Annotated in this window: 25 protein-coding genes; 14 read left to right on the top strand and 11 right to left on the bottom strand. The window is 41.4% G+C overall.

The window, feature by feature from the left end; all coding sequences use genetic code 11:
- Positions 1–30 precede the first annotated feature (30 nt).
- Complete coding sequence (locus CDG62_RS15890; protein WP_087528312.1) at positions 31–936, top strand: AEC family transporter; 906 nt, start codon at positions 31–33, stop codon at positions 934–936.
- A 57-nt stretch (positions 937–993) separates the two neighbouring features.
- Here CDG62_RS15890 and CDG62_RS15885 read toward each other — a convergent pair whose 3' ends face one another.
- The 6 genes from CDG62_RS15885 to CDG62_RS15860 all read right to left on the bottom strand — a co-directional run bounded on the left by CDG62_RS15885 (position 994) and on the right by CDG62_RS15860 (position 5,406).
- Positions 994–1,281: a PA4642 family protein gene (locus tag CDG62_RS15885; RefSeq protein ID WP_087528311.1), complete on the bottom strand. Its 288-nt coding sequence runs from the start codon at positions 1,279–1,281 to the stop codon at positions 994–996.
- Positions 1,282–1,402: 121 nt separating this feature from the next.
- Positions 1,403–1,675 (bottom strand): cell division topological specificity factor MinE, encoded by a 273-nt coding sequence (minE, locus tag CDG62_RS15880; RefSeq protein ID WP_087528310.1) that lies wholly within the window; start codon positions 1,673–1,675, stop codon positions 1,403–1,405.
- A 2-nt stretch (positions 1,676–1,677) separates the two neighbouring features.
- Entirely contained in the window at positions 1,678–2,490 is an 813-nt protein-coding gene (gene minD, locus CDG62_RS15875; protein WP_004694902.1) for a septum site-determining protein MinD, read from the bottom strand.
- A gap of 69 nt (positions 2,491–2,559) precedes the next feature.
- Entirely contained in the window at positions 2,560–3,291 is a 732-nt protein-coding gene (gene minC / locus CDG62_RS15870; RefSeq protein WP_087528309.1) for a septum site-determining protein MinC, read from the bottom strand.
- Positions 3,292–3,413: 122 nt separating this feature from the next.
- Entirely contained in the window at positions 3,414–4,463 is a 1,050-nt protein-coding gene (locus CDG62_RS15865) for a preprotein translocase subunit SecA (protein ID WP_416232131.1), read from the bottom strand.
- 10 nt (positions 4,464–4,473) lie between these two features.
- Positions 4,474–5,406 carry an acyltransferase gene (locus CDG62_RS15860; protein WP_087528308.1) on the bottom strand — a complete coding sequence of 311 codons (933 nt, stop codon included), beginning with the start codon at positions 5,404–5,406 and terminating at the stop codon, positions 4,474–4,476.
- A gap of 258 nt (positions 5,407–5,664) precedes the next feature.
- On the opposite strand from CDG62_RS15860, the gene CDG62_RS15855 reads away from it, so the two are divergent.
- From CDG62_RS15855 to CDG62_RS15815, 9 genes are all read left to right on the top strand, one after another.
- Positions 5,665–6,315, top strand: a complete 651-nt coding sequence (locus CDG62_RS15855; RefSeq protein ID WP_062034242.1) for an OmpA family protein — start codon at positions 5,665–5,667, stop codon at positions 6,313–6,315.
- 125 nt (positions 6,316–6,440) lie between these two features.
- Positions 6,441–8,480: a UvrD-helicase domain-containing protein gene (locus tag CDG62_RS15850; RefSeq protein ID WP_087528307.1), complete on the top strand. Its 2,040-nt coding sequence runs from the start codon at positions 6,441–6,443 to the stop codon at positions 8,478–8,480.
- Between the two features lie 42 nt (positions 8,481–8,522).
- Entirely contained in the window at positions 8,523–8,975 is a 453-nt protein-coding gene (gene dut / locus CDG62_RS15845; protein ID WP_087528306.1) for a dUTP diphosphatase, read from the top strand.
- A 196-nt stretch (positions 8,976–9,171) separates the two neighbouring features.
- Positions 9,172–10,599, top strand: a complete 1,428-nt coding sequence (locus CDG62_RS15840; RefSeq protein ID WP_087528305.1) for a phosphomannomutase/phosphoglucomutase — start codon at positions 9,172–9,174, stop codon at positions 10,597–10,599.
- Positions 10,600–10,609: 10 nt separating this feature from the next.
- The gene (gene argB / locus CDG62_RS15835) at positions 10,610–11,509 is read left to right on the top strand and encodes an acetylglutamate kinase (RefSeq protein ID WP_086208205.1); all 900 of its coding nucleotides are present in this window, start codon (positions 10,610–10,612) and stop codon (positions 11,507–11,509) included.
- A gap of 167 nt (positions 11,510–11,676) precedes the next feature.
- Complete coding sequence (locus tag CDG62_RS15830; protein WP_087528304.1) at positions 11,677–12,525, top strand: class II glutamine amidotransferase; 849 nt, start codon at positions 11,677–11,679, stop codon at positions 12,523–12,525.
- A gap of 274 nt (positions 12,526–12,799) precedes the next feature.
- Positions 12,800–13,255: a bacteriohemerythrin gene (locus CDG62_RS15825; RefSeq protein ID WP_087528303.1), complete on the top strand. Its 456-nt coding sequence runs from the start codon at positions 12,800–12,802 to the stop codon at positions 13,253–13,255.
- A 142-nt stretch (positions 13,256–13,397) separates the two neighbouring features.
- Positions 13,398–14,480, top strand: a complete 1,083-nt coding sequence (locus tag CDG62_RS15820; RefSeq protein WP_087528302.1) for a hypothetical protein — start codon at positions 13,398–13,400, stop codon at positions 14,478–14,480.
- Positions 14,480–14,803, top strand: coding sequence for an RnfH family protein (locus tag CDG62_RS15815; RefSeq protein ID WP_087528301.1), 324 nt, complete (start codon positions 14,480–14,482; stop codon positions 14,801–14,803). Before CDG62_RS15820 ends, CDG62_RS15815 begins: the two co-directional genes overlap by 1 nt.
- Before the next feature lie 46 nt (positions 14,804–14,849).
- Here CDG62_RS15815 and CDG62_RS15810 read toward each other — a convergent pair whose 3' ends face one another.
- The gene (locus tag CDG62_RS15810) at positions 14,850–15,248 is read right to left on the bottom strand and encodes an outer membrane protein assembly factor BamE (protein ID WP_087528300.1); all 399 of its coding nucleotides are present in this window, start codon (positions 15,246–15,248) and stop codon (positions 14,850–14,852) included.
- A 112-nt stretch (positions 15,249–15,360) separates the two neighbouring features.
- On the opposite strand from CDG62_RS15810, the gene fur reads away from it, so the two are divergent.
- Positions 15,361–15,798 carry a ferric iron uptake transcriptional regulator gene (gene fur / locus CDG62_RS15805; RefSeq protein ID WP_004694866.1) on the top strand — a complete coding sequence of 146 codons (438 nt, stop codon included), beginning with the start codon at positions 15,361–15,363 and terminating at the stop codon, positions 15,796–15,798.
- Between the two features lie 59 nt (positions 15,799–15,857).
- Here fur and CDG62_RS15800 read toward each other — a convergent pair whose 3' ends face one another.
- Both CDG62_RS15800 and CDG62_RS15795 read right to left on the bottom strand, forming a co-directional pair.
- Positions 15,858–16,979 carry a PilT/PilU family type 4a pilus ATPase gene (locus CDG62_RS15800; protein WP_087528299.1) on the bottom strand — a complete coding sequence of 374 codons (1,122 nt, stop codon included), beginning with the start codon at positions 16,977–16,979 and terminating at the stop codon, positions 15,858–15,860.
- Positions 16,980–17,005: 26 nt separating this feature from the next.
- Positions 17,006–18,043, bottom strand: a complete 1,038-nt coding sequence (locus CDG62_RS15795) for a type IV pilus twitching motility protein PilT (RefSeq protein WP_004694862.1) — start codon at positions 18,041–18,043, stop codon at positions 17,006–17,008.
- A 122-nt stretch (positions 18,044–18,165) separates the two neighbouring features.
- On the opposite strand from CDG62_RS15795, the gene CDG62_RS15790 reads away from it, so the two are divergent.
- Both CDG62_RS15790 and CDG62_RS15785 read left to right on the top strand, forming a co-directional pair.
- Positions 18,166–18,855 carry a YggS family pyridoxal phosphate-dependent enzyme gene (locus tag CDG62_RS15790; protein WP_087528298.1) on the top strand — a complete coding sequence of 230 codons (690 nt, stop codon included), beginning with the start codon at positions 18,166–18,168 and terminating at the stop codon, positions 18,853–18,855.
- 190 nt (positions 18,856–19,045) lie between these two features.
- Positions 19,046–19,780, top strand: coding sequence for a hypothetical protein (locus CDG62_RS15785; RefSeq protein ID WP_087528297.1), 735 nt, complete (start codon positions 19,046–19,048; stop codon positions 19,778–19,780).
- Positions 19,781–19,894: 114 nt separating this feature from the next.
- On the opposite strand, the gene CDG62_RS15780 is transcribed toward CDG62_RS15785, so the two are convergent.
- Complete coding sequence (locus tag CDG62_RS15780; protein WP_087528296.1) at positions 19,895–23,491, bottom strand: AAA family ATPase; 3,597 nt, start codon at positions 23,489–23,491, stop codon at positions 19,895–19,897.
- A 9-nt stretch (positions 23,492–23,500) separates the two neighbouring features.
- Positions 23,501–24,754 carry an exonuclease SbcCD subunit D gene (locus tag CDG62_RS15775; RefSeq protein WP_087528295.1) on the bottom strand — a complete coding sequence of 418 codons (1,254 nt, stop codon included), beginning with the start codon at positions 24,752–24,754 and terminating at the stop codon, positions 23,501–23,503.
- A gap of 396 nt (positions 24,755–25,150) precedes the next feature.
- Here CDG62_RS15775 and CDG62_RS15770 point away from each other — a divergent pair, with 396 nt between their 5' ends.
- On the top strand, positions 25,151–26,128 hold the full coding sequence (locus CDG62_RS15770; RefSeq protein WP_087528294.1) for a GGDEF domain-containing protein: 978 nt from the start codon (positions 25,151–25,153) through the stop codon (positions 26,126–26,128).
- The last annotated feature ends 4 nt before the right edge of the window (positions 26,129–26,132 follow it).

Genomic DNA, 26,132 nt, shown 5'->3' with positions numbered 1-26,132 from the left:
TTTTCTTATTCATTCAGTTTAGGCATAGTCATGCAAATTATTGATGCATTAATTCCGTTGGTAGCACTGATCGCAATGGGGTATGTATTAAAGCGTTATCGCTTTTTAACGGTGGAATTTTGGCAAGGTGCTGAAAAACTGAATTATTGGATTTTATTTCCTGTCTTGCTGTTTAGTAGTTTAGCCACTGTTCATTTTAATGTCGGACAAGTTCTGCCAGCGCTTGCTGTGGTTTTTGCAGTGACTTTGCTGATGAGTATGGTGCTATGGGTATTAAAAGCGCTATATGGTACGCCAGTGGCTCAATTTGGCGTCTATTTGCAGAGTCACATTCGATTCAATACTTATATTGGTTTGACCAGTATGGCGCTGATTTTTGGTGCTGCAGGGATGCAAGTCTTTGCCATGATTATTGCCTTTGTCATTCCTTTGGTGAATGTACTGTCCGTACTTGGTTTTTCTCAAGGGCAGGGGCTGTCTTATAAAAACATTGCGTGGTCGGTTGCGAAAAATCCACTAATTTTGGCGTGTATTGTGGGGATTATGTTTAACTTTTCAGGTATGCACTTAGCTGAAAGCATTAGTCAATCCTTAAAACTGGTGGCAGGGATGAGCCTTCCACTTGGTTTGTTGTGTGTTGGCGCAGCACTCCAGTTTAATGCGCTCAAATATGCTGGTCGAGCGCTAATCTTAAACACTTTTGGGCGTTTAATCTTGGTGCCGATTCTGGCTTATACTGGCTGCCGTCTAATGGGTTTAGCCTCATTTGAAACCATGATTGTAGTGGTTTTCTTCTCGCTCCCAACGGCATCGGCAGCCTATGTACTGACCAAATATTTCCAAGGGGACAGTCAGCTCATGGCAGCGATTATTAGTTTGCAAACCTTGTGTTTTGGCCTGACTTTTCCACTGTGGATGTGGTTTTTGCATGTATAAAAAAATGCCAGTTCCATTGTGTTGAACTGGCATTTTAAAATGGCTGTTTATGAAGAGTTAGGCAAATTTAGCCAAGACCTCTAAAAATGGAGCTGCTTGACGAGGGTAAGCGGCAATTACGTCATGAATGCGCTGACCTTCTGGATTAGTTGCGTTAATATCGCGGCCATCGGCTTTAAATTGGGTGAGCAGACGCTCATAATCACTTGGGCGCATGTGTTTAAATGCATGGTACAACACATGAAAGTCGCCATTCACACCTTCAGGAGGAAGCTGAGTTAAGTAGGCAAATACACGCTCATCTGACCATTCTTCATTGAACGTTGCTGGCTGAGATAATGCCATAGCAATCTCCTTGCTGGTTTAATCATTAAAAAAGGCAAAATATGGGAGACAAAGAAAATGCTTTCTTGTATCTGCGCATATTCTGCCTTGATTCAATTTGCTTGACTAATCAAAAATCAGATTAACGTTCTTCAGGCAAATTGATATTCATTTCAAGCATTTCAATATTCGCTTCAGAACGTACAGCCATTTGAATGTGCTGTTCATCTACACCACGAACATAGCGATTCACCACTTGCATGATTTCTTTCTTCATTTGGTCGATTTTGTCTTGGCTAAGACGTTTACCTAAACCACTTTCAGACGCTACGATGACTTTCAAACGGTCTTTCGCTGTTTGAGCGCTAGACGGTTTATCATCATTACTAAAAAGCTTACTCCAAAATCCTGCCATGTCTACGCTCCAAATAATCGTGCTAACCAGCCTTTAGGCTTCACCGTAATGTGACGGTAAGGACGTTCTTCACCTAAGAAACGTGCCACAAGGTCATCATAGGCTTGGCCTGCTGATTCTTCAGTAAAGAGAATCACTGGTTTACCTTCGTTCGATGCTTGTAAAACACTCTTACATTCAGGAATCACGCCTAAAGTTGGCACACGTAAAATATCTTTAGAAATGTCGTCAATGGTTAACATTTCCTGTTTATCGGCACGTTCAGGGTTAAAGCGTGTGATACACAAGTGTTTACGAATACGACCTTCATTCATTTCAACTTTCTTGGTTTTGCTGTCGAGCATCCCAATAATACGGTCAGAGTCACGTACAGATGAAATTTCAGGGTTGGTGACAATAATCGCTTCATCGGCATGGTACATTGCTAAAATTGCACCGCGTTCGATCCCTGCGGGGGAGTCACAAATAATGTAGTCAAACTCTTGTGACAACTCATCCATGACACGTGCTACGCCTTCATCAGTTAAGGCATCTTTATCACGGGTTTGCGACGCAGGTAAAATATATAAATTCTCGATATCTTTATCGCGGATAAGCGCTTGTTGTAATCGAGCTTCGTTATTTAAGACATTGACAAAATCATACACAACGCGGCGTTCACAACCCATGATTAAATCAAGGTTACGTAAACCTACGTCAAAATCGATCACAACAGTTTTGTGACCACGTAGGGCTAAACCTGTTGCAAAAGATGCGCTTGTCGTAGTTTTGCCTACGCCACCTTTGCCTGATGTTACGACAACAATTTTCGCCACCGAATCCACTCCTGTTATGGTTTAAATCCCCTTATTTATCATTTGGGGCTTTTGGTGTTTATTTATACATTAAAATTCAAGCGCTTCAAATACAAGCTCTTGTTGATCATTTAAGTAAATATGTGTTGGGCGTTTTAAATGCTGCGCTGGAATATCATCTGCAACACAATAGGTCCCTGCAATTGAAACTAATTCAGCTTCTAAGGCATGACAGAAGATGCGTGCAGCACTGTTTCCGCCCGCGCCGGCAATGACTCTACCACGAGCACTACCATAAATATGTATATTTCCTGAAGCAATCACTTCCGAACCACTGTTAATACCTGCGGTAATAATGATATCACCTTGATTTTGAACCAAGCACTGACCTGTACGTAAAATTTCGTCATGGTATGAAGTCGCATGGCGAATGACAGGTGCTGCCGCAACTGGCTCATTGGTAGAAGCTGTCGCAGTAGGAACTGGGGCTTCAACCACTTGCTCTTTGGTTGCTTTGACTTCTTGAAGTTGTGAGTGAATACCATGACCTTGCGTTGGAATCACAGGAAACTGAATGGCACGGGCTTGTTCCGCCAAAATTCCGTCTTGTACGGCCATTGGTTGTACATCTAGATCCAGTAATAATTGAATCAAAGAAATTAATTCTTGCTCAACGCTACTTTCAAGAACAACTAACGCCCCAGCAGTCGATGCATTTTGTAATGTTTTACTTAATTGCTGTCGGATTGCATCATGATCATTGGTGTCAAGGCTAATGCGAATCGCATTGACCATTCTGCCAGTTATCCGGATATCAGCCATAATTTTTCCTTAAGACTTCTCAGATTTATTTTTACTAAAGAAGTGATGTTGTAAATAGAGCAAATCCTAGAACAAAATGAAGGATTGCACTAGCTACGTTTGTAATATTTTTACTTTAATGCTTATTCTTTGGCTTGATCATCTTTTTCTAGCTCTTCTAGCCATTGTTTCACTTTAACTTGCTTGCGAATGGCATCCAAACTTTCATAGACCACAGACTCAACCAACTGTTCCAATGACTGATTATCGATTTTTAAATCACTAACTTTTTCTGCTATCAAGCGATAGGTGGCATTCGGCTGTGCTGGATTTCCTGCCACCATTGGTTCCAATAAACCTTGTGTGATATTTTCACCGAGTCTTTGTCCGATACTTTGAATTTGTTGCTCAATTCTTCCACCCACAATTGGAATTAAACGCAGTAATTGGGTGAGTTCGGGGGTATCTTCAATCGCACGGTTCACAATCAGACCGACATTTTGTGCAATAAAATACTGGCGCTGTTTCAGCTCAGTAGCCAGAGATTCTTGTAAAATTTCGGCCAATGCTTGTGCAAATAAAGCCCGATGATGATCGACGAGGTCATGGATAATTTTCTTATGGGTCGAACTGGTATTTAATTCGTGCTTAACTCCATCTAATACAGTAATCACGACACGGTCAGAGAGTTCTTCCATCACCACTCGGTAGTAAAATTTGGCCTTGGTTTGTACCGTCTCAGGAATCACGTTATAGCCTAATTCATGCAGGCGAAAAGCAATCACCCCTGCACGGAATAACCTTAAAAAGCGTAAATGAGGAATAATGGCTAAAATTTCGTACCAATGGATGAAAGGGAAGAAAAACCAGCGACGATGGTGCCTATAAATAATAGCAATGCCCCAACGTACCAGTAATTCAGCAATCAAGAACAGAATAAACCAAGCCTCGGTGGTGATGACCCACGGATGCAAATGCTCACGATAGAAGCTTAAGACACTTTCTAGATGAATGGCATGGAAAAACCATCCACCAATATTGCTCATGATAAAAAAATTAGCACACAAACAAAACAAGTTAAAAATGATGAGAAACACCATAAAAATGTCATAGATCAAAAACAGTTTGAAATACAAACTTTGTGGATCAACCTGATGATATTTAGACTTCTTGACTTGGTTATTCTGCATCATGCATAGACCCTTACTGGGTTAAATTGGACATTGAGTATTTGGCTTTCATTTGTTCAATCAACTGGTCTTTTTCAGTCCAAAGTTGATCGACCCACTGTTGGAATTGTTCACGAAAGTCTGCATCGTCTTCATAGTTCCCAGCAAGCACCCATGCAGGAATATTAATTTTACGCAAATTAACTGCAATCCTTGGGACTTCCCCGAGCCAAAATTCGCTATAGCCAGGTGCACCGTCGGGATAGACGATGGTCATATCTACCAAGGCATCAATTTCATTACCTAAAATACCTAATGCTAAGGCTAAGCCACCCGCTTTCGGTTTTAGTAAATTTTGGTAAGGCGATTGCTGCTGTACATGTTTTTCTGGAGTAAAACGCGTGCCTTCCAAATAGTTTAACAGGGTGAATGGTTGGCTAAGCAGTTGTTCACAAGACTTGCGTGCCTCTTCCATATCGCGTTTTTTTAACGCAGGGTTTTTCGCAATTTGCTCTTTACTATGCCGCTTCATCATCGGGAAGCCTAGAATTTTAAAAGCTTGGCCGACAAATGGAATAAAAATAAGTTCCCACTTGGTAAAAAAGCGGGTGAGGGGCATACGAGTTAAACCAAAATATTGGTTAACTGTGGTGTCGACCCAACTTTGATGGTTGCAAGTCATGAGGTAACGCCCCTGCATACTTAGCTCAAGATCATCGTCGACAGAAATATCCCATTTCGTGTTGGGCAAGACATGATCGATTAAATAGTTGTTTACAGAGAGCCAGCTGTTGGTGATTTGAATATTGGTCTCATCCACTTTTTTAGATTTTTTAAACAGTTTGGTCAGGCCAAGCGCAAGCACTGGCGGGCCATGAAAAAAAGTACTGCCTGTAATGACTGAACCAACAGTTAAACCACGTGTGATTTTTTTTAGTAAAGGTTGTTTTTGGTTTGGCGATGACATAAAAATAAACCCTGAAATATAATGCGTTTCGCAACTCGTTCTATTTTCTAAAGGTCAATATAGTACGGGATGATCAAATAGAAAAGCACCAAACATTAACTGTGTAGAAATTGTGACGAAGAAAGCCTTGAAAAGGAAATTTTTTATTACATATTGTAAATAAAGGCTTTATTATTAACAAAAAATCAATGGTCTAGATGACCGTTTTGCGACAATATTCGTTTTATAAACAAAACACACGAAAGAAGGAGGCATGCGATGCGTGCACTAGCAATTTCTGCAGTCGTTGGGGCAATGGTTCTTACAGGTTGTCAAAGTACTGGTAATAACATTGGTGGTGTGGAATACGATAAAGCTGCGCTAGGGACTTTAATTGGTGCTGCTGCTGGTTATGGTATTTCTAAAGGTAATGCGAATACTAGCCGTCAAAATAACCGTGCCGCAGCGATTGGTGCAGTTGTCGGTGGTGCAACTGGTGTTTACCTTGATAACAAAGAGAAGAAACTTCGCCAACAAATGGCAGGTACTGGTGTAGAAGTTAACCGTAATCCAGATGGTTCTGTAGGTTTGGTTATGCCGGGTAACATTACCTTTGATACCAACAAATCGAACATCAAGCCGAACTTCTATTCAACGTTGAACAAAGTTGCGCAAACTTTAACTGAAGATAATAAGAGCGGTATTCTTGTAACAGGTTATACAGACAGCACAGGTAATGACTCAATCAACATTCCGCTGTCTCAAGCACGTGCACAATCTGTAGCAAGCTACTTGGCATCTCAAGGTGTTTCTACCACACGTATTAATGCACAAGGTCAAGGTTCAGCAAACCCAATCGCGTCTAACGCAACTGCTGAAGGCCGTGAGCAAAACCGTCGTGTAGAAATCAGCATCTACGCAATTCAATAATTTTTATTGAAGACTAAAAACCACCTTCGGGTGGTTTTTTTATGACTGTTAAAATATGAATTTGCATTATGCATCTGTAGCGGAGATGACTATAATCGAGCTCGGAATGAAATAGAGGAAAGACTATGTCACTGGCAAGTCAGTTAAACGACAAGCAACTTGAAGCCATGAAATATACTCAAGGACCCTTGTTAGTACTTGCAGGGGCTGGTTCGGGTAAAACTTCGGTGATTACCCGTAAGATTGCATACTTGGTGAAACACTGCGGCATTCCTGCTTATCGTATTACTGCGATGACGTTTACCAACAAAGCAGCACGCGAAATGAAAGAACGTGTCACTAAATTACTTTCACGCGAAGAGGCGAAAGGTCTTTCAGTTTCGACGTTCCATACCTTTGGTCTAAACATGTTACGTTTAGAGTTGAAACACACGCCATTAAAAAATAATTTTTCTATTTTAGATGCAGACGACTGTAAGCGTATTTTGATGGACTTAATGCATCGTGACAATTTATCTGGTGCGGAAAGTAAAGAGCTGATTGCTAAAGCCATGAAGATGATTTCAGATTGGAAAAATGATCTGATTCCGCCTGAGCAAGCACACACCACTTGTGAAACTGCTGAAGATGTCCAGTTTGCACACTTGTATCAACTGTATGAGCGTAATCTACGTGCTTATAATGCGGTCGATTTTGACGACTTGATTGTGATGCCGACGCGTCTTTTACAGGAAAATGCAGAAGTTCGTGAGCGCTGGCAAAATCGTATTCGCTATTTATTGGTCGATGAGTATCAAGACACCAACACTGCACAGTATATTTTGGTGAAATTATTGGTGGGGGTGATGGGGCAGTTCACCGCAGTGGGCGATGATGACCAATCCATCTATGCATGGCGTGGGGCTAAGCCTGAAAACATGGCTTTGCTCAAAGAAGACTTTCACAATTTAAAAGTGATTAAGCTCGAACAGAACTATCGTTCGACCAGTCGCATTTTAAAAGCGGCCAATACTGTGATTGGTAATAATCCACATATTTTTGATAAAAAACTGTGGTCAGACAAAGGCCATGGTGAAGTCATTCGCGTGATTACTTGCCGCAATGATGACGATGAATCAGAACGTGTAGTGAAAGACTTAATCACCCATAAACTGATGAATGGCAAAAATTGGAAAGATTATGCGATCTTATACCGCGGTAATTTCCAAGCACGTGCACTGGAAACACAGCTCCGTCAGATGCAAATTCCATATAAGTTATCAGGTGGTCAGTCGTTCTTTGCGCGCGCTGAAATCAAAGACGTGATGAGTTATTTGCGTGTCATTATTAATCCTGAAGATGACAGTGCATTTTTACGGATCATCAATACACCTAAACGTGCTATTGGGCCTGTGACTTTAGAAAAGCTAGGGTTGTTTGCACAAGAAAATCATTTGTCTTTGCTTTCAGCAGCAGGTGATCAGCGACTCACTATGGTGATTCCTAAGAAAGCCACCACGCAGTTGGCTGAGTTTGCAGACTTCATTAGCACCTTCACTCGTGAGTTGCTTGAAGATGATGAACCTGTGCCCATTATTCGCAAGATGATGGTTGAAGCGGGTTATATTGATTATGTCAAAGAGTCTGCGGCAACGCCTGCACAGGAAAAAACCAAGCTAGATAATATTGAAGTACTGTATAGCAGTATTCAAAGTTTGATTAACCGTGCTGAAGATGTGGATGAGAAAAACATTGAAAGTGTGATTCGTAAAATGGTGTTGCTGGATATGTTAGAGCAGCAACAAGAAGAAGAAGACACTGACAAAGTAAACTTGTTGACACTGCATGCATCCAAAGGTCTTGAGTTTCCATATGTTTATCTGATTGGTCTTGAGGAAGAATTGCTGCCGCATAAAAACTCGATTGCTGCAGATACAGTTGAGGAAGAGCGTCGCCTGATGTACGTGGGTATTACCCGTGCGCGTCAGGGTTTAACCATTACGCTTGCAGAACAACGTAAGGCGGGCGGTCAAATGAAACAAATGACGCCAAGTCGCTTCTTGGATGAGTTACCGCAAGATGAGTTGGAATGGTTAGGGCGTAAAAAGAAACTGGCGGGTAATGTCGATCCGAAATTACAAGCGCAGCATTATTTAGATAATTTACGTGCGTTGATTAAGCGCTAAATATTTTTTGTTTTAGAAATTTATTGTACTAGGAAAAAGAGAATGAAAGTTCAGGTTAAAGTGTTGGATTCACGTTTAGGCAATGAATGGCCGATGCCAACCTATGCAACTTCGGGTTCAGCAGGCTTAGACCTTCGTGCATGTGTCGATGCTGCGACCGTCATTGAACCAGGACAAACAGTTTTGGTCAAAACGGGTTTATCTATTTATATTGAAGATCCGCATTTTGCAGGTTTAATTTTACCGCGTTCAGGTTTAGGTCATAAGCATGGTATTGTTTTAGGTAACTTGGTGGGTTTAATTGATTCGGACTATCAAGGTGAATTGATGGTTTCAGTTTGGAACCGTAGTCAAACAGCTTTCAGTTTAGAACCGGGTGAACGTCTTGCACAGTACGTACTCGTACCTGTGATTCAAGCACAGTTTGATATTGTGAATGAGTTTGAAGCGACAGAACGTGGTGCAGGTGGTTTCGGACATACAGGTCAAAACTAATTTCTCAGTGATAAAGTGAAACAACAAAGCCTCTCCTTGAAAGAGGCTTTGTTGTTTTAAAGCTGAATGATTATTTTTAGTTCATAAAAAGTTACAACTCTTTTTTGAATCCTGAGTAAAATTAAATACAGTGTTAAGCATAACAACAAGGACAACTGAAAGAGTTGTTGATCTGAATAAATTAGAAGTTAGACCTATGGATTTTCAGCCAAAATTTCCTGCACATATTTTTCGTGCCTATGACATTCGTGGCAAATTGGATGTTATGAGTGCTGAGCTGATTCGTGCCATTGCACAGGCGCTCTCAACGCAATATTTAAAGACTGGGCAGACACGTTTAGCCATTGGTTATGATGCCAGACAAAGCAGTCCTGCTTTTGCAGACATTATTTATAAGGAATGTCTTAAACAGGGCTTAGATGTGCAAATCATTGGTTGTTGTGCTAGCCCTGTGTTGTATTACACGGCACGCCAGTTTGATGGCAATGGCATTATGGTGACAGCCAGCCACAACCCAAAGTCGGATAATGGAATCAAATGGATTATACAAGGTGAGCCCCCTTTACCTGAGGCAATCCAACAGGTGGCACGCGAGGCAAATGAATGCTTTGACAGCCATGATGAAATGATTTGGCAAACGTTGCCCCATCAGATCGTACCTGAGTATTGTCTGGCTTATCAGGCAGCCTTGCTCAATGATATACAGCTTATGCCTCAACCTCGACTCTATAAAGTCGTGGTGGATGGTTTATACGGTTCAGCGGGGCGTTGTGCCGTTTTAGTCTTAAAGAAACTTGGCTGTGAGGTGCATGCTTTACGCTGTGAGGCCAATGGTGAGTTTCCTGAACATGCCCCCGACCCATCTCAAGCCAAACATTTAGATCTGCTACGAAACGCCGTGCAACAGCAGCATGCTGATATCGGTATTGCCTTTGATGGTGATGGTGATCGTGTTGTATTGATTGATGAAAAGGGCGTAATCATTTCAGCAGACCGTTTATTGTCCTTGTTTGCGCACATGTGTTTGGTCGATCATCCAGCACATGAAGTGGTTTTTGATGTGAAATGTTCCACGATGGTTCGCAATACAGTATTGGCCCATCAAGGTATTCCGAAAATGATTCGCACAGGCAGTTCTTTTCTACGTAAATATTTGGCGCAATCTGAAGGGCATGCGGTTTTTGGCGGTGAATATGCAGGGCATTATGTGTTTAATGATGGTCGTGGCTTTGGTTATGACGATGGTTTGTATGCCGCACTACGTGTGTTGGAATACTTAAACTTGAAGCAATGCACGTTGTCAGAAGCACTGGCAGACTACCCAGAGCGTGCCAGTACTGAAGATATTTATATCAGCACCCATCAGATTTCGCCTGCGCTGGTTTTAGCGAATGTGGAAAAACAAAGTCAGCACTTTCAAGCGGAAATGAGTAAAATTGATGGCGTAAGACTTGATTTTGAGGATGGATTTGGCATTATTCGAGCATCGAATACGGGCGAGTATTTTACCGTGCGTTTCGACGCGGACAGTGATCAGCGGCTCCATCAAATTCGCCATAACTTTGTGCACATGCTGACGGCAGATTATCCGCAGATTGCACAAGACCTATTAGACGCCCATTAAGGAGAGGCACATGCCACATCAACATACTGGCCTCGACAAAGCACAAGTCTTGACTGAAGCTTTGCCGTATATTCAACGTTTTGCTGGAAAAACGCTAGTAGTGAAATATGGTGGCAATGCAATGACCGATCCTGAGCTTGAAAGCTCATTTGCACGTGACATCGTTTTGTTAAAAACCGTCGGTTTAAACCCGATTGTGGTGCATGGCGGTGGTCCACAAGTGGACTCGTTTTTAAAGCAGTTGGGGCGTGAGTCTGACCGTATTGATGGTATGCGTGTAACCGATCCTGCGACCATGGAAGTGGTTGAAATGGTGTTGGGGGGGAGTGTGAATAAATCCATCGTAAACTTGATTAATCAACATGGCGGTCGTGCCATTGGTTTAACGGGTAAAGATGGTAACTTACTGCGTGCACAAAAGTTATTGATGGAAAAAACTGCGGAAGATGGCACGGTACAAAAAATTGATCTTGGCCTAGTGGGCGAAGTGACCAGTGTTAAAACTGATGTATTGGAAATGTTTAGCAGTGGTGATTTTATTCCTGTGATTGCACCTCTAGGCGTGGATGAAGAGGGTAATACCTACAACATCAACGCGGATTTGGTGGCTGGAAAAGTGGCTGAAGCCCTCGGTGCTGAAAAGCTGATTTTATTGACTAATATTTCAGGCGTTTTAGATGAAAATAAAAATCTGCTGACAGGACTTACCACTCAAGAAGTTGACCGTCTTATTGAAACGGGCGTGATCTACGGCGGGATGATTCCGAAAGTGGGTTGTGCTCTAGATGCGGTGAAAGGCGGTGTGGTTAGCGCGCATATTGTGGATGGTCGTGTGCCACATGCAACACTGTTGGAGATTTTTACTGATCATGGTGTTGGTACATTGATTACCAACCGCAGTAAACACTAAGTATTTTGAAAGCCTCCTTGGAGGCTTTTTTTAGGGCTATACGTTTTATAAAAATGGTTTTATGCCCGAATGTGTTCGGGTTATGACGCATTGTGAATTGCAAGCCAGTCAGGACTCATGCACAATAAAACCATCATAAATAAATATGTTTAAATAAGATCAATATTATGTGCCAACTGCTCGGAATGAACTGTGCAACACCGACTGATATTACCTTTTCATTTCGAGGCTTTTCACAGCGCGCGGGGATTACTTCAGATCATTGTGACGGTTTTGGGATTGCTTTTTTTGAGGATAAAGCCTGTCGTTTATTTGTCGACAATCAATCTGCAGTTGAGTCACCGATTGCTGAATTAATTCGGAACTATCCAATTAAATCACGCAATGTAATTGCACATATCCGCAAAGCGACACAAGGAAAAATCAACTTAGAGAACTCACATCCATTTAGCCGTGAGTTATGGGGACGACAGTGGATTTTTGCACATAATGGCGATTTGCATGACTTTGATCCTGTACTCTCAGGACGCTTTACCCCAGTGGGTAATACCGACAGTGAGCGTGCATTTTGCTATTTACTTGATCAGCTAGTGAATAAATTTGGCTATACCGAGCCAAGTCTAGATCAGATTTTTGATTTATTCACTGATATTTCTCCACGAATTGCGGAGCATGGCACCTTCAATTTCTGTTTATCGAATGGGCAGGCACTGTTTAGTTATGCCATTACCAAACTACATTGGTTGGTGCGTGAGTACCCATTTAAACCTGCACAGCTGATTGATATTGATGTTGAGGTTGATTTTAGCCAAGTCACTACTGCAGACGATCGTGTGGCCGTGATTACTACCGAACCGTTGACTCAAAATGAAGCGTGGACAGCCTTTGCACCCGGTGAAATGATTTTATTTCAATATGGCAAAGCGATCCGCCACCAAATGACCCATGTGGAACGTTTAATCCGAGAGGCCAAAGATCCATCTTTAAAACGTGTCACTAAAGCAGATCAATATTAATTTGTTTCAAAATAATTAGAATATAAAAGCATGTTGATAATAATATTAAGCATGCTTTTATTTTGATATGCATTTATAAAATAATAAAATTGGTTAAATAATAATTGATTCTTTTGGTCGGGTTTAAATTTATTTGCTTATTTAAAATAAATACTTAAGTTTAATTTAATGGAAATAGAATAAAACCAACCAATTTGATTCACTTTTATTTTTAATTCTAATCGATATGATTAATTCATGTAATTAATCTATTAATTTATATTGGGTGGTCGGAATGATAATGAAGTGGGTTCCAGAATATAATACTGGTATCGATGTGATTGACGATCAACACCGTCGTATTCTCGACTATATCAATGAAATTGATGCAATCGATGTCAATGCTGACCGTGAACGCGTGAAACAAATTTTAGAAAATATTATTGATTACACACAGTCTCACTTTACTTTTGAAGAGTCTCTTCAAGAAGAGGCCGGTTATAAGTATCGTGTACCACACAAACGTGTACATGATTTATTTATTAAAAAAATTGAATCTTATCGTGACCGTTTTGAGCTGGGGCATTCAATTGAAGCTGAACTACACGAAGTGTTGTCAAAATGGTTGATTAATCATATTCAACACGATGATGCCGATTATGTCGGTGCTGTAAAAGAAAATATGATGGGTATTATCAAAGAAAAAGAAAAGAAAAAAGGGAAAAACTGGTTTGCTCGTTTCTTTTCATAAGTGAGCCAAACGAGGGATAAAAACAATAAATTTTAATAATATTTAGCGCAGCAAATCATCAGTTTTGATGGTTTGCTTTTTGTTTTTGATTTTCAGAAGAGAGCAAGGCAAAATAGCGCAAGACTTATTGAAGGAACGCATCATGCAAGACAATGCTATGTCTCGATGGTTATCGCCGCTGATGGCATTTTGTTTATCATTTATTATCATTGCCACACTTGCACCCTTGGTGGGAATTCAGGTTGAACGTCAGCTCGATTTTTGGTTACTTTGGTTAGTGACCATGGTGATCTTGGCTTTACCTGTGTGTTACTTAGAAATTGCCTTAGCCAAGCGTTCAAAAACCACGGCATTGAATGCTTTGTCGAGTTTGACGCGTGATGCTGATGCTTCTCAGACGTGGCGTCTTGTGGGATGGCTTGCTGTCGTCTTTATTCCTTTTTTAGCGGGCGGTATGTTGTCTAATGCTGCACAATTGTTAAATCAATATGCACTGGCCGATATGACATCGTCCGTGATCTTTATTGCTTTGGCTGTGGTTGCTATCGCGTTGTCTTTTGCCCCACGTCTGTTGACCTTAGCGTTAACGGCGGTTGGTGTGCTGATTTCCTTAATGTTTGCAAACCTTTCTGGTACAGGAACTGCTGAATGGCAAGTAACGCCTGTTGAGTTTTCAGAATGGGGTAGTGCAACGGTATTGGCTTTGGTGGCAAGTGGTTTAGGACTTGGCATGTACTGGCAGAACAGTTTGGCACAAGTTCAACAGCAAGATGAAGCAACCAAGACTGTTTTACCGATTTGGATTGCACAAATTTTAGCGGTAGTTGCTTTTGCATTTTTTGCAGTCCAAGCGGCATTACCTGCGTATGCAATTGCTTTTACTGCAGTTGCAGCGTCGGCCGTGTTGTTACAGATGGCACGTGAACAGTTGGCACAGCGTCAACTGAATGTGGTCATTCAATGGTTGATAGTTCTGGCTGCGACATTGGTTTGGTTGATTCCAGCGATTGGTCCGATTTTTAACATCTTACTGATGCTTTGGGGCTTAGTGATTTGTTTGATTTATGCCATTTTTGCTGGTTGGATTATGAAAATTAGCCATTTACGTAAGTCGATGAACTTTAGTAATGAAGCTTTTTATAATATTTGGCGCATCGCAGTGCGTGTGGTATTACCTGTTTCTATCGTATTGGCCATTGTAGCGGTACTTGGAAAACTGATCTAATGAACACGCTTCCACAAGTCTGGGTTGCTTATGCAACAGCAGACCAGCAGTTTCATATTAGTGTGCCGTTTTCTGAGGGAATGACAGTACAGGATGCAATTCAACTGAGTGGCATAGGTTCGCAGGTTGAATTGCCTGAGCCTTTGCAATTGGGCATCTTTGGTACCCGCATCAAAGACCATAGACAGGTTTTGCAGGTAGGGGATCGTGTTGAAATTTATCGTCCTTTGAGCATTAACCCTAAAGATATTCGAAGGATACGTGCACAAAATAACCCCGTGGGGCGCTTTGCTAAAGGCAATCGCTTAAAACAATCGAAATGATATGAAAAACCCCTCAGTCGAGGGGTTTCTTTTTTAGAATAAGGCTTTATAGTGGGGGCGCGTTTAGAATCGCTTCTTTCGATGCTGGTAAGCCCGGTTGAGATGCAGGAATGGTTTCTAAGCCTTCAATTTTTTGGACAATACCATTTGAGTCGAAATAGACTTTCAAGTGTTGACCTTGTGCAGCAGGAATCTTGGCTTTTTTAGCATACGTTCCTGGGGTATAATTGTAGATGTAGTCCCAACGTAGCGGATTCATTGGATCTGAAACTGTCGGGCTACCAAGCAAAAAGCGAACTTGTTGATGGCTCATGCCAACTTGTATTTTTGACGCTTGTGCTTGAGTTAATGGCGTACCTTGAGGAATATCAACTTTATAAACGCCCAAGGTCGAACAGCCTGCGAGCAGTGAAGTGACGAATAACGCCAACATGATTTTTTGCATTTTGCTACACTATCCCAAATTAATTATGATGCAATTGAGCCACGGATAGATCATACTGCATCTACACTTTGTTGCATATTCTAACTTTAAATTTGTTGAGAGACCTTTTTACATGCCAATTTCAAATCAAGATCTACGCAAAGCTGGACTTAAAGTTACACTTCCACGAATTAAAATATTAGAACTACTAGAAAATTCAAAGCAACACCATTTAAGTGCGGAAGATATTTATAAGACTTTACTTGAACAAGGTGAAGATGTCGGTTTAGCAACTGTTTACCGCGTGTTAACGCAGTTTGAAGCAGCGGGCATTATTCAGCGCCATCACTTTGAAAATAACCATTCTGTTTTCGAAATCATGCAAGACGATCATCATGATCATATCGTTTGTCAAAACTGCAATAAAGTGGTTGAGTTTAGCAACGAAGTGATTGAGCATGAGCAGCACGAAGTTGCTGAAAAGCATGGCTTCACTTTAACAGGTCACTCACTCAACCTATACGGTTACTGTGATGCTGCTGAGTGCCAAGAAGCACTGCGTAAAAAGTAATTACTTAGATCTAAAAAAGGGCTTCATGAGAAGCCCTTTTTTATTGTTTAAAGAAATGCTTAAGCTTGTCCGTCAAATGTGATGTTTGCACTAGCATGCAATAGACGATCACCGCCTTCTTCAGACAACTTGATTTGTAATCGTAAGTCATTTGGAGAGTCGGCGTGTTTCAGCGCATCTTTATAGGTAATCTGCTTAGCTTTGTACAAATCGAATAAGGCTTGGTCAAAAGTTTGCATACCGAGTTCACGAGAACGCTTCATCAGGTCTTTAATTTCGTGGATTTCACCTTTACGGATCAAATCGGAAATTAACGGTGAGTTAATCAAAATCTCAATTGCAGCACGACGAGAATTACCGTCTGGTGTTGGAATCAACTGCTGAGCAACCATCGCTTTAAGGTTTAAAGACAAGTCCATAAACAATTGGCTATGACGGTCTGTTTCAAAAAAGTGAATAATACGCTCGATGGCTTGGTTAGCATTGTTGGCATGCAGCGTTGCAAATACCAAGTGACCTGTTTCAGCAAAGGCAATCGCATAATCCATGGTTTCTCGGGAACGAATCTCACCGATCAAGATCACATCAGGTGCTTGACGCAAGGTGTTTTTCAAAGCCACTTCAAAGGAGTCAGTGTCAATGCCTACTTCACGCTGGGTAATAATACAGCCCGCATGCTCATGAATAAATTCAATCGGGTCTTCAATGGTAATGATATGACCTTTCGAGTTTTGGTTACGGTAACCAATGATCGAAGCCAAAGAGGTCGATTTACCTGTACCTGTTGCACCCACAAAGATGATGATGCCACGTTTGGTCATGGCTAACTCTTTGAGCACAGGCGGGAGCTTTAACTCGTCCATGGTTGGAATTTGCGTCTCAATCCTACGCAAAACCATACCTGGCATGTCACGCTGTTGAAAGGCACTGACACGAAAGCGTGCAGTTTTATCCCGATTCATAATCGCGAAGTTACACTCACGTGTATCTGCAAATTCTTTGCGCTGTTTCTCACTCATGATCGAGTGGAGCAGTTGCCCCGCAACATCACCCGTCAGCTTGCCCTTAGCCACAGGCACAATTTGACCGTTAATTTTCATGGAGGGTTCAACATCAGCGGTGATAAATAAATCCGACGCTTTTTGTTGAATCATATAATTGAGTAAGTCGTTAAAATCCATATTTATACCCCAAATCCATTATTTTCTTATAAGAAGGTTTCAGGTTGCTTGGCAGCTGTACGCGCAGTCTGTGGACTAATCACCCCTTTGGTGACCAAGTTTTTCAAACTTTGATCCAGTGTGGTCATACCGTAGTTTGCACCAGTCTGAATAGCAGAATACATCTGTGCCACTTTGTTTTCACGAATTAAGTTACGAATGGCAGGAATACCAATCATGATCTCATGCGCGGCAACACGGCCACCGCCATTTTTCTTGAGTAAGGTTTGAGAAATCACAGCTTGTAGCGATTCAGATAACATGGCACGAACCATATCTTTTTCTTCCGCAGGGAATACGTCAATCACACGGTCAATGGTTTTTGCCGCAGAGGTGGTATGTAGTGTACCGAAGACCAAGTGCCCCGTTTCAGCTGCTGTGAGTGCCAAACGAATGGTTTCAAGGTCACGCATTTCACCCACGAGGATAATATCGGGGTCTTCACGTAGTGCAGAACGCAGCGCTTCGTTAAAGCCATGCGTATCACGGTGCACTTCACGTTGGTTGATCAAACATTTTTTTGACTGGTGTACAAATTCGATTGGGTCTTCAACTGTTAAGATGTGGTCATAGCGGTTATCGTTAATATAATCGATCATTGCTGCTAACGTGGTAGATTTACCAGAACCGGTAGGCCCTGTCACTAAAACCAAACCACGTGGTAATTCACACAACTCTTTAAAGGTTTGTCCTAAACCTAAGTCTTCCATAGTCAGGACTTTAGACGGAATGGTACGGAATACTGCACCTGCACCACGGTTTTGGTTGAATGCGTTCACACGAAAGCGAGCAATGCTTGGGACTTCAAAGGAAAAGTCCGTTTCTAATTTTTCTTCGAAATCACGACGTTGTTTGTCATTCATGATGTCATAGACCAGTTTATGCACTTCTTTGTGTTCTAAAGCTGGTAAATTGATACGACGAACTTCACCATCGACACGAATCATTGGTGGCATACCTGCAGATAAGTGTAAATCTGATGCCCCGTTCTTAGCTGAAAAGGCTAGTAATTCTGTGATATCCATTATTTCCCCGAGTTCATTTAAATGCTAATTATTTTGATAGAATAATAAGGCTTTCAATCAACTTAACCAACAGTTTGTTGAATGGCAAAGCAAAAAAGATGACTGAAATGAGACCCTCGTCAATGAATATCTTGCAAAACTCACGTCAACACGTGTTATCCCAAATTCAGCAGGCATGTGAAATGTCAGGTCGTGATGTGGAGTCTGTAGAGCTTTTGGCGGTTTCTAAAACACATCCGTGTGAAGTGTTACGAGACATGTATGCTTGTGGTCAACGTGCCTTTGGTGAGAACTACCTACAAGAGGCTTTGCAGAAAATAGAGGCGCTACAGGATTTAGAGATTGAATGGCATTTTATTGGGCATGTACAACGCAATAAAACTAAACATTTGGCTGAAAAGTTTGCATGGGTGCATGGCGTTGATCGTTTAATTATTGCAGAACGTTTATCGGCACAGCGTCTGACAACACAACCACTATTAAATCTTTGTCTACAGGTCAATATCGATGCTCAAGACAGCAAAGATGGTTGTCAGCCTAATGAGGTTGCTGAGTTGGTCAAAAGTATTAGTCAGTTACCTCACATCAAACTGCGTGGTTTAATGGTGATTCCTGCACCAAACAATACTCAAGCCTTTAAGGCGGCAAAAGTATTATTTGACCAAGTTAAAGAGCTGCATGTACATCCTGAAGATTGGGATACCTTAAGCATGGGCATGTCAGGCGATATGGTCGATGCGATTGCAGCTGGGTCAACTATGGTTCGCGTTGGAACCGCCTTGTTCGGAGCGAGAGATTATTCACAGCATTAAGTCAAAACAGGGTTTCTTGAGCTTAAAGGTAGTGAGAAGCACTTAACTTACAATTATATAAAACTAATAGGCTGCTGAAAAAATAGGCTTAATTTAAACTCATGGGGTGAATCGTCTACAGAATAGACAGATGAACCATGAAAAATGATTGCCTGACAACGATAAAAATTGCATTTAGGATGAAGCCAAAATGAAAAAACTTTATTTATTTATCTCCCTGCTTTTGAGTTTATTTGTAGCAGCTTGTAGTAGCACAAATACCAAAATGAGTGAGATGAGTGCGCAATCTACGGTTCAGAATGCTCAGGTCGCTAAAAGTGAAAAATTAGGCACCAAGTGGGGCGATGAGATCAGTTCAAACGTCACGGAAGTCAATTTAAAACGTTTATCCAATAGCCCAATTGCTGAATCACAAGTTCGCTATGCCAGTAAAAAATACGTGGGGAAAGCCGTGAACAGCCTGTCATTGGCCGCTGGAAAAATCAGTTTTTCCATTGTAGATGATGCACAGCGTCCACTGCCTTTATTTCGAGATGGTCAGCAGTATTATTTAACTGGTAAAGATGGACAAAGTTATCAACTCAAATACCAAAACCACAGCAATAGCACGTTTGAAGTGGTTGCCAGTGTGGATGGTTTAGATGTTATCGATGGACGTGTAGCATCACGTAGCAATTCAGGTTATGTGCTTCGTCCACAGGGTGAGTTGATTGTTGAAGGCTTCCGTAAGAGTGACTCTGCGGTGGCATCTTTTACTTTTAGTCGACCAGAAGATGCCTATGCTGCAAACTCAGATCATGGTTCCATCCAAAATACAGGTGTGATTGGTACCGTGATCTATCCGCTACAGTCTATGGTGGCTACAGACAAAACCGCAGATGCATCTAAATATGCACCTCCACCAAAAGCATTCCCAGCTGATTAACGCATTCATTTGAATCTCACAGGGAGCACTTAGATTAACTAAGATGCTCTCTTTATTTTTATCCGAGAGATGGTGCCTTAAAACAGATCAAACGTTAATTTCAAAAAATTGAAATTATCCCACCACCTCAATGGTACTGGCACCTGCGCCCAAAGCTTTAACTTGGATTTGTACAGGAATACGTTCATGCATTTCTTGGATGTGTGAAATCAGTACCACTTTACGTCCTTGGTTTTGCAACTGATCGAGAGCATTCATGACCATGTGCAGGGACGATGCATCTAAAGTCCCAAAGCCTTCATCAATAAACAGGGATTCGATTTTCATTGAGCCTGAGGCCATATTGGCGATGGCAAGAGATAGGGCAAGGGCGGTCAGGAAAGACTCGCCACCAGAAAGTGATGCAACGGAGCGGGTTTCTCCATCCATGTCATGATCAATAATAGCCAGACTGAGCGAGTGATCCAAACGCTTTAAGGTATAACGCTGTGAGAGTTGGTTGAGCTGTTGGTTGGCATGTTCCAGTAAAATATCGAGATTATATTGCTGCGCATAATCACGGAATTTCTTGCCGGTGGCATCCCCCATTAAACCTGAAATTTTCCCCCAACGGTGTTCTTCCTGTTGTATGGCTTGAATTTGATCTGCAAATTGCTTTTGTTTTGCGACATTTTGCTGATGTAACTCAAGTTTGAGTTTGAGCTGATCACGTATTTCAAGTTGTGTTTGCAATGCTGTTTGATGTTCCTGCATTTGCTGTTGTAACTGCGCTGGGTCAATCTCAGGTTGATGGCTAAGATGTTCACTCAACTGCTCTTGCATAGTTTTTAATGCAGCATGTGCTTCATTTACTAGGCGTTCTGCATGCTGTAATTTCTGCCGAATGTGTTGCTCCTGAGCCGAACTAATTTGAGCCAGCATATCCAAATCTGATTTGTGGAAATCAGGATGTGCATTGAGCCAGTGTTGAAGGGTATTTTCTACTTGGCTGGCACTGGTCTGATTCTGCTGTAACTGGGCTTTGAGCTGTTCTAGATGATTTTTTTCCTGTTCGAATTGATGGCGCAATTGATCAAAATGCTGTTTCAACTGTTGATAATGGCTTTGCGTCTGCTGGCGATGTTGATCGTGTTGGATGAGCCACTCATTGGCTTTGATGTCAGTTAAGCCGGTCATTTGTTGGATCAATTGATTGGCTATTTCTGTATTTTGCTGTCCTTTTTGTTTGATCTCATTGAGCTGCTCGTGGGTTTCAGCGATGTGCCTACTGGTATTTTCGATATTCAGTTGATTGGTCTTGAACTGTTGAGTGGTTTGTTCGTGTTGCTGATGCCACTGTTCCAGTTGTTGCAGTTGTTGCAAACGGGTATTTAGGCGTACCAAAATTTGTTGAGCAGTTTGGGTGGTCTGCTGTTGCCAAGCTACTTTTTCAGTCTCAGAGAAGCACTGCACGATATGCTGAACTTGGTTGTGTAAACCGTTCGCTGTTTGTAGTAAATGCTCCATCTGTTGAAGATTTTGGATGTACTTTTGCTGGGTTTTAATATTATGTTGGAACTGCTCAGACTGTTGTTTGAGTTGTTGCAAATCCGAGTGATATTGCTCAGCCATTTGTATGAACTGAGTTTTCAATTCTGAAGCCGTTCGGGTGAAGTTGAGCACCATATTTGCCGTTTGACTGTGCTCGATTAGCACCTGTTGCAAAGTACTCATTTTTTCAGAAAGTTGCTGAATTAGAGTTTGGCGTTGTTCTATTTCAGTATTCAGTTTAGTCAGCTGTTGCTGCGCGTATTGCCAGTCGTCAAAGCAATTCTGTTCTCTTAGCGTTGCCTGTTGTTCCTGCTGTTGTTGAAGTTCAAACAGGGCTTTAGAGAGCGTAGTATCTTCCTCTTTAAAAGGATGTGAGATACTTCCACAGACTAAACAAGGTTTGCCCTCTTGGAGTGCCCTACGTAAATCTTCAATATTTTCAGCATGTAAAAGTCGTTGTTGTTGCAAAACCCCTTGCAGTTGGATGCGTTCACTTTTGGCAGCCTGAAAGGCTTGTTCTGCTTGTCGGCTATTGCGTTGCACGGCTTGAAGCTGTGTTTTGGCATTATCGAGTTGTACTTGCTGTCCTGTAGATTCAGCTTGTAGGTCAAAAAACTGCTGAATTTTTTGCTGAATTAGCTCTAATTGACTGAGCTGGTTGATTTTCAACTCACGTTGTTGCTGTGTCTGCACAACTTTGATTTCAAGCTGTTCGATCGTCCCGAACTGTTGAATTGACTGCTGTAATTGTTCTTTTTCTAATCCTAGTCGATGTTCCGCTTGAGCACTTGCCCCGAGTTGATGTTCAATTTTTTGATATTGATGAATGAACTGTTCTAGCTGTTGAGTATGGGCGATGAGGCCTTTGTCTAAGTTTACAAACTGTTGTGAGCTTTCCAGTTGCTGCTTACACTCGATTTGCTGTCGATCAATGTGTTGAATCTGCTGTTCAAGCTTTTGTTGGTGCTGAGTTAGGGGCAGTTTAGACTGTTCTAAAGCTTGTAATTTTTCCTGAGTCTTCTTAAACTCAGTCCCAATAAAGTCACGTTCTTGAATACATTTACGAACTTCATTCAATGCATCATGATGGGTAATTTCAAACTGTTGTAGTCCATTCACTGCCATTTCAGCTTGAATGAATTGGGCTTTTTCACTTTCAAATTTAAGCTGTAAATGATCGAACAGTTGTTGCTGTTGTTGAATATGGGGCATCAGTTGTTGCATCGTTTGATGCAACTGTTGTTGTTGGAATACTACAGCACGAACTTCTGAAAAGATCTCCAAACGAGCCAAGTGTTCACGCTCATGAGCTAAATCTTGTTGTAACTTGTTTTGCGTATTGAATAGTTGTTGTTTGCTGATGATTTCACTGTCGAGCTTATGTTTGCGCTCAAACCATTGTTGTTGTTTTTCTAGTAGCGACTTTTGAGCTTCAAGCTGTTTATAATCTCTGTCGCACTGTTGGAACTGTGTCGATAATGCTGTAACTTGTTCATCGGTTAACAGTTCAATATGACCCAGTACATTTTCCAATTCTTTACGCTGAGTGGCGACAGATTTGGTTTTTTCATATGCCAGTTGACCAATTTTCCCAAAAATAGCGGAATTGGTCAGATATTCCAGCAACTCGCCGCGTTCATTATCCCGTGCTTTTAAAAAAACAGTGACCTCAGATTGAGCCAATAAAACGGCACGAGTAAATTGTTCAAAACTGAGCTGAGTGATGCGTTTAATATTCTCATCGACGGCTTTGGCTTTATCCGCAACCACAACACCATCGGTGACACATTTTAAAGAACGTTGCACACTTTGCAGTTTGCCATCGGCTTTTTCCCGCGAGCGTTTTAATTCCCAACGTGCGATATAGCGTTTTTGGTCTTGAGCAATAAAGCAAAGCTCGGCATAACCATGTGCAGTGCCACGTCGCAGTACAGTCAATGGAGAGTTGGTGAGCAGCTCTGAGCCATCGACATCTTGAAGTTTCCCATCACTGTCTTTTAGGCGCGGAATACGGTTAAACAGAGCCAAACACATGGCATCTAAAATGGTGGATTTTCCTGCGCCTGTTTTCCCCACAATGGCAATCAGACCTGCACTGGCGAGGGGATCACTTTCAAAATCAATCAGATGTTCCCCAGAAAGTGAAGCAAGGTTTTTAATTCGAATCGATAAAATATTCATAGTAAACCTTTAAGCCTCGTGCTCATCTGCAAGGGATTGTTCTGCTTCACGCATTAAGCTCATAAAATCGTTCAATACTTCTGCATCATTGTGATAACCCTGTTTTTCCCAAATTTGCTGGAACAATTTTTCTGGTGTTGGCGGTTCTAAACTCACTTTAGTGGGTGCATTGGGGTCTTGCTCGGTCGCTAAATATTGACGTGAAATACGGACTAAACGATAACGGTCTTTGGGTAGAGCCTCTTCAAATTGTTGTCTTAAATTGGGCTGCGGTGGGACAGCAGTATGGTATTCAATATCGACATATTCACGTTGATCAATCTCTAGGATGGCACCTTGAGGCAATGCTTGCAGCTTTTTCAGTACTTCATTAAGTTCACCGCGTATCTTATGCAGTTGAATGCTTCGTGGTATCGCTAAAACATTCAATTGAAAACGGGAGGTATCATTTCGTGTGGGATCAAGTGTCACGTCAACAACTTGATGTTTGTAGTTAATTTCACTAAAGGACAGTGGAATGGGGGAGCCACTATAGCGGATATGCTCTTCACCGACTTTCTGCGGTTTATGCAAATGCCCGAGCGCTACATAGTCAATGATTTCATCAAATAATGCTGTTGAGAGAGCTTCTTCATTCCCAATCACAATAGGGCGCTCAGAGTCTGAGGTTTCTCCGCCTTGCATATGTGCATGAGACATTAAAATCAGGGCTTGATCCGCTGTTTTACGAGCTTTGGCCTCGGCAATCAGTTGTTGATGCAAATAGGTAATCGCGCTTTGACTATTGGTAGTATGTTCATTAAAGCCTGTAATTTCAGCAGGACGTAAAAAAGGTAGGCTCAGACACCATGCCACAATATTTTGTTGCTCATCTAAAATCGGCACCAATAAGTGCTCAAGATCGATCTGCTGTTGGCTGTTTTTATGAATGACACCCACAGCTTTGGCATTGTATTTGGCTAATAACGGTTCAACTTGTTCAATGCGATAGCCTGAGTCATGGTTACCTGCAATCATTAGGGTTTGCATATGCGGTGCACGTGCATGCGCATCTGCTAAAAACTGATAGAGTTGCTTTTGAGCGCTAGACGCTGGGTTGATGACATCGAAAATGTCCCCCGCAATCAAAAGCGCATGTGGCTGTCTTTCACTGATTTGCTCCAGTAGCCATGCTAAAAACTGTTCATGTTCATACTGACGGGAATGATTATAAAAAAACTGTCCCAAATGCCAATCAGATGTATGAAAAAAACGAACAGCCATAGATCCCCCAAGCTTAAAGCGCAATAGAGCTATAAGCTAACATAAATCAAAATCATTCGATGGATAATTGTCGCTACAACGACAATCTTTGACTTGACAGTTGAGTTGCTATTTTTAAGTTAAATTGCACAAAAAAACATTGAGCGATTATGTGAAAAAGAAAACAATAGATTTATTTGATTAACACTATAGTAAAAAGATAAATTATGATTAAAAAATGTTCTTTTAATAGGGTATTATGTAATTCTGTGAAATTGTATATCGTGTCGTAGTCGTAAAAGAAATGTGAAGATCGATCACAGATTCAATTTTGAGACTTTATAAAAATGATTTATGAAGAATGTCTAAAAAATAAGTCATGTATTGAGTAGGACAAGGTATAAGGAGAACATAACTATGTCTGATTCTATTTTCAATTCGCCCCGTATTGTTAATGATATGGTGTATAAGACGCTAATTGAATCAACACTTGCTATTCCTTGGAGTATTGATTGGGACACTAAAACGTTTAGTTATATAGGTCCACAAATTGAAAAAGTGCTGGGTTGGAAGCAGGATTCATGGAGAACAGTCGAAGATTGGGCGATGCGAATGCATGAAAGTGATCGTGCATGGGTGGTTGATTTTTGTGTAGCCCAGTCAATTTCTGGGGTCGATCATGAGGCTGATTATCGTGCACTGACTATTAATGGAGAATATATTTGGATTCGCGACGTGGTGCATGTGGTGCGAAAACCAGATGGGGAAGTTGATAGCTTGGTTGGATTCATGTTCGATATTTCGGAGCGTAAAAAACAGGAACAAGAGTTAGAAACACTGAAAAAGCAACTGGAAGAATATTCGTATCAAGATGGTCTAACAGGGATTGCCAACCGCCGCTTCTTTGAAGATAGCTACCAACGCGAGTGGCTCAATGCACAGCGTGAACAGAAACCGCTGACTCTCATGTTACTAGACATCGATTATTTTAAACAATATAACGATTATAATGGTCATATTCTCGGGGATGCTTGTCTCAAACAAATTGCACAAATACTGAAAAAAAGTGTCTCACGACCACGTGATTTGGTCGCGCGTTTTGGCGGGGAAGAGTTTGTTTTGATATTACCTGATACATCACAAGCATCTGCAATTGAAGTAGTGGAGCGTATTTTACAGAGTATTCGAACCGCTGATATTTGCCATAGTTTATCGCCATTGGATCAGCGTTTATCGGTCAGTTTAGGGGTGAAAACCATTATCCCAACGCAGAAGAATGACAAAATGGCCTTTTTAAAAGAGGTTGATCAGAATCTGTATTTGGCCAAAGAGCAAGGACGTAATGGTTATGTCATCCAGGATGCAGCAGATGTCCAGCACTTAAATCCATATTAAATTT

The sequence above is a fragment of the Acinetobacter sp. WCHA55 genome (genome assembly GCF_002165305.2).
Lineage (GTDB): Bacteria > Pseudomonadota > Gammaproteobacteria > Pseudomonadales > Moraxellaceae > Acinetobacter.
The sequence above is the reverse complement of the archived record's forward strand: the minus strand, read 5'-3'. Positions and strand labels throughout refer to the sequence as shown.